This window comes from Nakamurella sp. (assembly GCF_048594475.1).
Taxonomy (GTDB): domain Bacteria; phylum Actinomycetota; class Actinomycetes; order Mycobacteriales; family Nakamurellaceae; genus Nakamurella.
The window spans coordinates 1-8056 of sequence record NZ_JBMDXT010000198.1 but is presented as its reverse complement, the minus strand read 5'-3'; the positions used below and the strand labels follow the sequence as shown (position 1 = coordinate 8056).

The window sequence follows — 8056 nt, the reverse complement described above, 5'->3', positions numbered from 1 at the left end:
GGCAACTGAGCCGCACGTCACAGAGGTAACCGGAAGGGCCGTCACCGTCTCGGTGGCGGCCCTTCCGCAGTTGCTGATCAGGGCGAAAGGCTTGACACGCCGGTGAAGTCGGTGTGGGCAGCTGCTCGGGGCGGCCCGGTCCGACCGTTACGGTGGGGGCATGCGACGTCACCTGGTGTTGGCCGCCGCCCTGTCCGGCGTGCTGCTCGTGTCGGCCTGCGGTTCGGACACCGGCACCCGCCGGACGGTCACCGCCGTGGTCACGGTGTCGAGCGGGGCCGAGGTGCCGTCCGGCTCCGCCGAGGCCTCGGGCGCACCCGCGGCCGCGGGCTCCCGCGAGGCCACCGGCAGCGCCGCCCCGGCCCGCGAGAGCCCGGCCGCATCGGCCAGCCCCTCGGTCTCGGCAGCCCCCGTCGTCACCGGCGTCGACCCGCTCAAGGTCGATTGCGGCGCGATCATCAGCGCCGCGGACGTCAAGAAGGCCCTGAACATCGACATCCCGAACGACCGGCTCAAGGTCGCGGTCGCCGAGGTCAACACCGACGCGGGCCAGACCGGATCGGTGCGCTGCCTGTACGGGCTGTCCGACGACAAGAAGTCGGGCCAGGTCACCCTCCGACTGACCGCCTACACCGACGCCGCGGCCGCCCAGAAGCAGGTCGGGGTCACCGTGCAGAACGAGACGGACAACGGCGGCCAGGTCTCGCAGACCACGGTCAACGGCTACCCGGCGACGGTCGCGCTGCGGGACGGCGGCCTGATCGTCATGGACTACGACAACTGGACGCTGGCCATCGCGGCCCCGGCCTCGGTCGACGCGGCCACCCTTACCAGCGGCCTGCCCCAGCTGGCGGGGTCGGCCCTGACCCGGATCATCAAGGCCTGACCGGCCGGGCCGCCCACCACCGGCTCCGGTCCCGCCGGGCCTCGATCGACCGGTGGCGGGCGGGCCGCAGCAGGTGGCTGAGCCAGCCGCGGTACACCACGACCACCAGCGCATTCGCCGGGACCAGCCCCGGCCGGCCGAGGCGGTGCCGTCCGGCCGGCCCGGTCGAGCTGGGGCGGGTGAGCGTGATCGTCACGATTCCCGACGCTAGCGGCGGCGGGACCGGCGGCCGCGGAGCCGGCCGGGTGTGTCGGGCCGGACTGCGACCGGCGCACCCGGACGCGCGATGATGGGCCGGTGATCACTGTGGCCGTCACCGGCGGCATCGGTTCGGGCAAGTCCACCGTCTCGACCGTCCTGCGGGAGCTGGGCGCCGTGGTGGCGGACTCGGACCAGCTGGCCCGGGAGGTGGTCGCGCCGGGCGCACCCGGCCTGGCCGAGATCGCCGCGGCGTTCGGCCCGTCCGTGCTCACTGGAGACGGCGCCCTGAACAGGCCCGCGCTGGCGGCGGTGGTCTTCGCCGACCCGGCCGCGCGGCGGACCCTGGAGGCGATCACGCATCCGCGGGTGCGGGCCCGCTTCGAGCAGATCCGGGCGGCCGCGCCCGCCGACGCGATCGTCGTGAACGACATCCCGCTGCTGGTGGACCTGGCCGTCGCGGCCACCTTCCACCTCGTGGTCGGCGTGCGCGCCGACGAACAACGGCGGGTCGGCCGGCTGGTCGGCCGCGGGCTGACCGAGGCCGATGCCCGGGCCCGGATCGCCGCCCAGCTGACCGAGGAGCAGCGGGCCCCGCTGTGCGATGTCGTCCTGGACAACGACGGGGCGCCGGACGAGCTGGCCGAGCAGGTCCGCACGCTCTGGACGCAGCGGTTGGTCCCCTTCCAGGCCAACGTGCGGGCGGGTCGACGGGCGGCCCGGGGCCCGGTGACCCTGGTCGACCACCGGCCGTCGTGGGCGGCGGACGGGCGCCGGCTGGCCGCCCGGATCTCGGCCGCCTGCGGGGGCCGGCGGGTGGACCACATCGGCTCGACAGCCATCCCGGGGATGCCGGCCAAGGACGTGCTGGACCTGCAGCTGGCCGTCGAGTCGCTCGCGAGCGCCGACGAACTGACCGACGCGCTCGCCGCGGCCGGATTCCCCCGGTCCGACGGCAGCTGGCAGGACCTGCCGCGGCCGGCCGGCGACGACCCGGACCACTGGGTCAAACGGTTCCACGCCAACGCCGATCCCGGGCGTGCGGTCAACCTGCACGTACGGATCCGGGACCGCCCGAACTGGCGCTGGGCCCTGCTGTTCCGCGACTGGCTGATCGCCGACGCCGCGGCGTTCGCCGAGTACCGGGACCTCAAGGTCGCGGTGGCCGCGAGGTACGCGGACGACCCGACCCAGTTGCGCTACGCGGAGGCCAAGGAGCCCTGGTTCGGCTTCGCCCACGACCGGGCCGAGCGGTGGGCCGCGGCCACCGGGTGGCAACCGGCGGCCGCGGGCTCGGAGGTCACGGGAACCGGGGACAGGGGCACTGTCGGAGGGTCCGCGTAGCCTGCATTTCGTGGCCTTCGCAACCGAGCACCCCGTTCTCGCCGTCTCCGAACACCGGCCGGTCGGCGACATCCCGCGCACGTCGGGCCGCTTCGAAGTGGTCAGCGAGTACACCCCGTCGGGCGACCAGCCGCAGGCGATCGCCGAGCTGCAGCGCCGGCTCGAGGCGGGGGAGAAGGACGTCGTGCTGCTCGGCGCCACCGGCACCGGCAAGTCGGCCACGACGGCCTGGCTGGTCGAGCAGGTGCAGCGGCCGACACTGGTCATGGCGCCGAACAAGACGCTGGCCGCGCAGCTGGCCAACGAGCTGCGGGAGCTGTTCCCGAACAACGCGGTCGAGTACTTCGTCTCCTACTACGACTACTACCAGCCCGAGGCGTACGTCCCGCAGACGGACACCTACATCGAGAAGGACTCCTCGATCAACAACGACGTCGAGCGGCTGCGCCACTCGGCGACCATGTCCCTGCTGTCCCGGCGCGACGTCATCGTGGTCGCGTCGGTGTCCTGCATCTACGGCCTCGGCACCCCCCAGTCGTACCTGGACCGGTCGCTGCCGGTCGCCGTCGGCGACGAGATCGATCGGGACACCCTGCTGCGGGCGCTGGTCGAGATCCAGTACTCCCGCAACGACGTGTCCTTCACCCGCGGCTCGTTCCGGGCCCGCGGCGACACGGTGGAGATCATCCCGGCCTACGAGGAGCTGGCGATCCGGATCGAGTTCTTCGGCGACGAGGTCGAGCGGCTCTACTACCTGCACCCGCTCACCGGCGACATCGTCCGCGAGGTCGACTCGCTGCGGATCTTCCCGGCCACCCACTACGTCGCCGGGCCCGACCGGATGGCCACGGCGATCGCCGGCATCGAGGCCGAGCTCGCGCAGCGGCTGGCCGAGAGGGAGAAGCAGGGCAAGCTGCTCGAGGCGCAGCGGCTGCGCATGCGCACCAGTTACGACGTCGAGATGATGCGCCAGGTCGGCTTCTGTTCCGGCATCGAGAACTACTCCCGGCACATCGACGGGCGCCCGGCCGGCTCGGCGCCGGCCACCCTGATCGACTACTTCCCTGAGGACTTCCTGCTCGTCATCGACGAGTCGCACGTGACCGTCCCGCAGATCGGAGCCATGTACGAGGGTGACGCCTCCCGCAAGCGGGTGCTGGTCGACCACGGGTTCCGGCTGCCCTCGGCGCTGGACAACCGGCCGCTGACCTGGGAGGAGTTCGCCGACCGGCTCGGGCAGACGGTCTACCTGTCGGCCACCCCGGGCCCGTACGAGATGGGCCAGGCGCAGGGCGAGTTCGTCGAGCAGGTGATCCGCCCGACCGGCCTGGTCGACCCGGAGGTCATCGTCAAGCCCACCCGCGGGCAGATCGACGACCTGATCGGCGAGATCCGGGCGCGGACCGATCGCGACGAGCGGGTTCTGGTCACCACGCTGACCAAGAAGATGGCCGAGGACCTCACCGACTACCTGCTCGAGCTGGGCATCCGGGTCCGGTACCTGCACTCGGAGGTCGACACCCTGCGCCGGGTCGAGCTGCTGCGTGAGCTGCGGATGGGCGAGTTCGACGTCCTCGTCGGCATCAACCTGCTGCGGGAGGGGCTCGACCTGCCCGAGGTCTCGTTGGTCGCGATCCTGGATGCCGACAAGGAAGGCTTCCTGCGTTCGGAAACCTCACTGATCCAGACGATCGGCCGCGCCGCGCGCAACGTCAACGGCGAGGTCCACATGTACGCGGACAAGATCACCCCGTCGATGGAACGGGCGATCGACGAGACGAACCGGCGCCGGGCCAAGCAGGAGGAGTACAACCGCGCGAACGGCATCGACCCGGCGCCCCTGCGCAAGAAGATCAACGACATCCTGGAACGGGTGTACGCCGAGGCGGAGTCGTCGGTCGACGCCGAGACGGCGCCGCCGACCGGCGGTTCGGGCCGGAGCCAGTCCCGCGGCCGGCGGTCGCAGGGCGAGCCTCGGGTCAAGACCTCCGGGGTCTACGCCGGCCACAACACCGCCGGCATGGCCCGCAGCGAGCTGGCCGACCTGGTGCACCAGCTGACGGACCAGATGACGGCCGCCGCCCGGGACCTCAAGTTCGAGCTGGCCGGGCGCCTGCGGGACGAGATCCAGGAGCTCAAGCGCGAGATCCGCGACATGGACGCCTCCGGCGTCACCGCCGGATCCGGCGCAGGCAAGCCGGGCGGCAAGGGCAAGGCGAAACTGCAAGCGGTGAAGTGAGAGGCGGCCGGGCTACCGGCCGGCCAGTTCGGCGACCAGCGGCGCGAAGCGGTCCGCGTTGTCGGCCCCGAAGGCGAAGTAGGACGTGCCCGTCTCCTCCCGCCGGCGGCGCAGCTCGTCGGCGGCCGCCGCCGGATCCGGCGGCAGGTAGGCCAGGGAGTCGTTCGCGCGCAACGCGGACGTGTCGGTGGTCGGCGGAGCCATGAACGGTGAGACCGCCTCACCGACGACCGGGATGTGCATGGACAGTTCGACCTCACGATTTGACCGGAAGCCCTGAATCCGGCGCATCACCGTGGCTCGCGGTTCGTCCGGCGCCATCGCGAACGTGACCGTGTCGGCGATCTCGGCGGCGACGGCCTGGGCGCGCGGCCCGATTACGGCCATCGCCACCGGGGTGCGAGTCCGTGCTCCGTCGAGATCGCGCAGGTGCGCCACCATCTGGCGCACCTGCTCCAGCCGCTCCCCGGGCGAGGTCACTGGCAGCCCGCGCTCGCGCAACTCGTCCTCGATGCCGGGCCGCCCCACACCGACGCCCATCTCGAACCGGCCGTCGGTCAGCGTGGTCAGCGAGTGCGCCTCCCACGCGGCCAACCAGGGAGCGCGCAGCGGCGCGGCGTAGACCCAGGTGCCGACCCGCACGTCGGCGAGCGTCGCGGCCACGGCGAGCGCCGGCGCCGGCGCCGGTTGCAGCTTCGGGAAATCAGGCATCAGCACGATCGAATAGCCGTGCCCGGCGATGCGCCGCACCTGTTCGCGCCAGGTGCGCGCGTCGGACAGGACGGGGGCCACGATGCCGAATCGGAACGCGCGTGATCGGCCGTCAGCGGTGTCGGTCATGTGATGTCCTCTCGTCGCCCGGTCCAGTGTCCGCCGGGTCCATCTCCACCACGAACGGGACCGCCGGGATCTGACACTCGCCCGTGTCGAGTCGCCGACGCTCCCGCGGAAACGCTCTCCGCGCCACCGCGTTGCTCCGGCGCCGCGGCGTCGCGTTGCTTCGTCGCCGCGGACCATCGGCCGGACCGGGACCGTCCGAGTTTCCGCGGAGACGTTCCCGCGGAGACGTTCCCGCGGCGCGCCGTCAGGTCGGTTCGGCGGCCAACCGGAGCATCCCGGCGAACTCGGCCATTGCCCGGTCGGCGGCCGTTCGATCGCCGGTGATCGCAAGTTCGAGCAGCAGGCCACGCGTGGTGGCCACGGCCAGCCGGGCCAGGTCGGCCGCCCGGCCGGCGGGGACACCGGCGGCGACGAGAGCGGTCGACACCTCGTCGACCCACCCGGTGGTCAGCCACTCCCGCAGCGGCGCGGCGTAGTCCCGGCCGTGCATCGCGTGGGCGGACAGTTCGAAGAACAGCGGCGCGAAGGTCTGCGCCGCGTCGGCGACGTGCGGCCAGAAACGGGCCCCGGCCGCGAAGGTGTCGTCGGTTTCGGTGAGGTAGCCGGCGAGCACGGCCCGCTCGCCCCGTTCCACCCGCTCGACGACCGCCGCGAGCAGTCCCTCCCGAGAGCCGAAGTGGTAGTGGAGCATGCGTCCGCTGGTGCCCAGCTCGGCGGCCAGCGTCCGCATGCTCGTGTCGCCGATCCCGTGCTCGGCGAACCAACCGACGGCCCGGTCGAGCAGTTCGTCCCGAGGGTTGTCCGATGACCTCATCGGTCCGCGGCGACACCCTCCGCGCGGGCGGCCAGCGCGGCCGCCTCGGTCGTCACGTACCGCCGGGCCAGGCGGCCGTAGAGCAGCACCAGCACCCACCGGAGCGGGCCACGCCACCGGAGCTCGAGGTCGATCCGGGTCCCGTCCGGCGTCGGCACCAGGTCGTGCACCCCGACGCTGTGCACACCGGGCGCGGACGATTCCCAGGTGAAGCCGGACCCGGGCCGCCAGGAGGTGACGGTCCAGGTCGCGACCGGAAGCTTCGGTTGCCGCACCCGGTACGTCGCGCCGACCTCCGCGGGCCGGGCCGGATCGGTCGGCTCCACCTCCGTCACCGTCGGGCACCACGTCGGCCACCCGGACAGGTCGGCGAGCACGGCCCAGGCCTGGTCGGCTGTCGCGGTGGTCAGGGCCGTCGCCACGGCAGTCCCCTGGTCGCTCATGTAACAGACGTTACACCCAGGCTGGGCCGCCGGTCAGCTGGTGACGTCCTTGCGCCGGAAGTGCAACACCGCGATGGCCCCGAACACGGCCGCGTAGGCCAGGCTCAGGAAGCCGCCGCGCACCATGTCGTCCCACCGGATCGGGTCGACCAGCGCTCCGGTCCAGGCGAAGGCGTACTTCGTCGGCAGGTAGTTGCGCAGGTCGCCCAGGGCGTCGATCTGGTTGAGGATCTGGGACAGGATCGAGATCAACACGGCCCCGCCGACCGCGCCGAGCGGTGCGTCGGTCAGCACCGAGAGCATCAGCGCCAACCCGGCCACCCACGTCAGCTGGATGGCCACGTAGCTCACGATCAGGCCGATCCGCAGCAGCCCGTCGGCAAAGGTGAACTGTTCGCCGACCGGGGTCGACAGCGGGTTCCAGCCGTACGCGATGCCGCCGACGATCAACGCGCTGATCGGCAGGATCAGCAGCGCGAGCAGCGACAACAGGCCGGCGACCAGCACCTTCTGCCGGATCAACCGGATCCGGGGCACCGGCATCGCCAGCAGGTACCGCAGGGACGACCACGACGCCTCCGACGCGATGGTGTCGCCGAAGAACAGCGAGATCACCACGATCAGCAGGAAGCTCGCCGAGAAGAACAGCGAGACCAGCGCGAAGTTGATCGAGCCCGACGTGGCCAGGTCGACCAGGTTGACCGCGCCGCGCGCCCCCGAGTTGGACCCGAAGGCGAACGCGATCACCAGGATGATCGGCAGCAGCGCCATGAACCCGATGGCCAGCTGGGTCCGCCGGCGCCGCAGCTGCCGGCTCAGCTCGACCCGGACGCGCAAGGTGCGGTTGGCGTTGAAGCCGACCGGCGTGCCGTCCCGGCTGACCGGAACGGCGTCCCGCACGTTCACCATCGCGGCGACCGCCGCGTCCGCCGAATGGTCCTGATGCACGGGGCTCATGACGCCGTCCTTCCGAGGCACCTCGCGAGCTCGGTGCCGTCGGCGCGGACGCCGACACGGGGGTGTTGATGATTCGCTCGGCAAGCCTCGCTCATGACGCCTGCCCTCCCGGCTGGCTGGGGACGGGCGTCCGGTCGCCGTCCGCGGGTGGTGGGGATCCGGCGGCCCCGTCCGGGGCCAACGGGTGGTCGCTGGACGACCCGGCCGCACCGGATGCGTCGACCATGGCCAGGAACACGTCCTCCAGCCGGTTCCGGGGAGCGGCCGAGCGCACCGCGACCCCGGCCGCGACCAGGGCGGCGACCGCCTCGTCCGGCGGGGTCCGACCCAGGTCG

General features: G+C 72.3%; 9 protein-coding genes. 3 read left to right on the top strand and 6 right to left on the bottom strand.

The window, feature by feature from the left end:
* The first annotated feature begins 160 nt into the window (after positions 1-160).
* Positions 161-886 carry a hypothetical protein gene (locus ACOJUF_RS09380; protein WP_420121594.1) on the top strand — a complete coding sequence of 242 codons (726 nt, stop codon included), beginning with the start codon at positions 161-163 and terminating at the stop codon, positions 884-886.
* Here the strand turns inward: ACOJUF_RS09380 and ACOJUF_RS09375 are convergent.
* On the bottom strand, positions 876-1082 hold the full coding sequence (locus tag ACOJUF_RS09375) for a hypothetical protein (RefSeq protein WP_420121593.1): 207 nt from the start codon (positions 1080-1082) through the stop codon (positions 876-878). The genes ACOJUF_RS09380 and ACOJUF_RS09375 overlap by 11 nt on opposite strands.
* 101 nt (positions 1083-1183) lie before the next feature.
* On the opposite strand from ACOJUF_RS09375, the gene coaE reads away from it, so the two are divergent.
* Together coaE and uvrB are read left to right on the top strand one after the other, a co-directional pair.
* Entirely contained in the window at positions 1184-2428 is a 1245-nt protein-coding gene (gene coaE, locus ACOJUF_RS09370; protein WP_420121592.1) for a dephospho-CoA kinase, read from the top strand.
* Between the two features lie 10 nt (positions 2429-2438).
* Positions 2439-4667, top strand: a complete 2229-nt coding sequence (gene uvrB / locus ACOJUF_RS09365) for an excinuclease ABC subunit UvrB (RefSeq protein ID WP_420121591.1) — start codon at positions 2439-2441, stop codon at positions 4665-4667.
* 12 nt (positions 4668-4679) lie between these two features.
* Here the strand turns inward: uvrB and ACOJUF_RS09360 are convergent, their stop codons facing one another.
* From ACOJUF_RS09360 to ACOJUF_RS09340, 5 genes are all read right to left on the bottom strand, one after another.
* Positions 4680-5507 (bottom strand): LLM class flavin-dependent oxidoreductase, encoded by an 828-nt coding sequence (locus tag ACOJUF_RS09360; RefSeq protein ID WP_420121590.1) that lies wholly within the window; start codon positions 5505-5507, stop codon positions 4680-4682.
* A 244-nt stretch (positions 5508-5751) separates the two neighbouring features.
* The gene (locus ACOJUF_RS09355; RefSeq protein WP_420121589.1) at positions 5752-6321 is read right to left on the bottom strand and encodes a TetR/AcrR family transcriptional regulator; all 570 of its coding nucleotides are present in this window, start codon (positions 6319-6321) and stop codon (positions 5752-5754) included.
* On the bottom strand, positions 6318-6764 hold the full coding sequence (locus ACOJUF_RS09350; RefSeq protein ID WP_420121588.1) for an SRPBCC family protein: 447 nt from the start codon (positions 6762-6764) through the stop codon (positions 6318-6320). The genes ACOJUF_RS09355 and ACOJUF_RS09350 overlap by 4 nt, the downstream gene beginning before the upstream one ends.
* A 33-nt stretch (positions 6765-6797) precedes the next feature.
* Entirely contained in the window at positions 6798-7721 is a 924-nt protein-coding gene (locus ACOJUF_RS09345) for an ABC transporter permease (protein ID WP_420121587.1), read from the bottom strand.
* A 91-nt stretch (positions 7722-7812) separates the two neighbouring features.
* Positions 7813-8056: hypothetical protein (locus ACOJUF_RS09340; protein WP_420121586.1), on the bottom strand; the 244-nt coding region annotated here is incomplete at its 5' end.

Excerpts from the sequence above, each read along its gene's own strand:
- ACOJUF_RS09350 (WP_420121588.1), bottom strand. The coding sequence starts at position 6,764 with ATGAGCGACCAGGGGACTGCCGTGGCGACGGCCCTGACCACCGCGACA.
- ACOJUF_RS09360 (WP_420121590.1), bottom strand. The coding sequence starts at position 5,507 with ATGACCGACACCGCTGACGGCCGATCACGCGCGTTCCGATTCGGCATC.
- ACOJUF_RS09380 (WP_420121594.1), top strand. The coding sequence starts at position 161 with ATGCGACGTCACCTGGTGTTGGCCGCCGCCCTGTCCGGCGTGCTGCTC.
- ACOJUF_RS09345 (WP_420121587.1), bottom strand. The coding sequence starts at position 7,721 with ATGAGCCCCGTGCATCAGGACCATTCGGCGGACGCGGCGGTCGCCGCG.
- ACOJUF_RS09355 (WP_420121589.1), bottom strand. The coding sequence starts at position 6,321 with ATGAGGTCATCGGACAACCCTCGGGACGAACTGCTCGACCGGGCCGTC.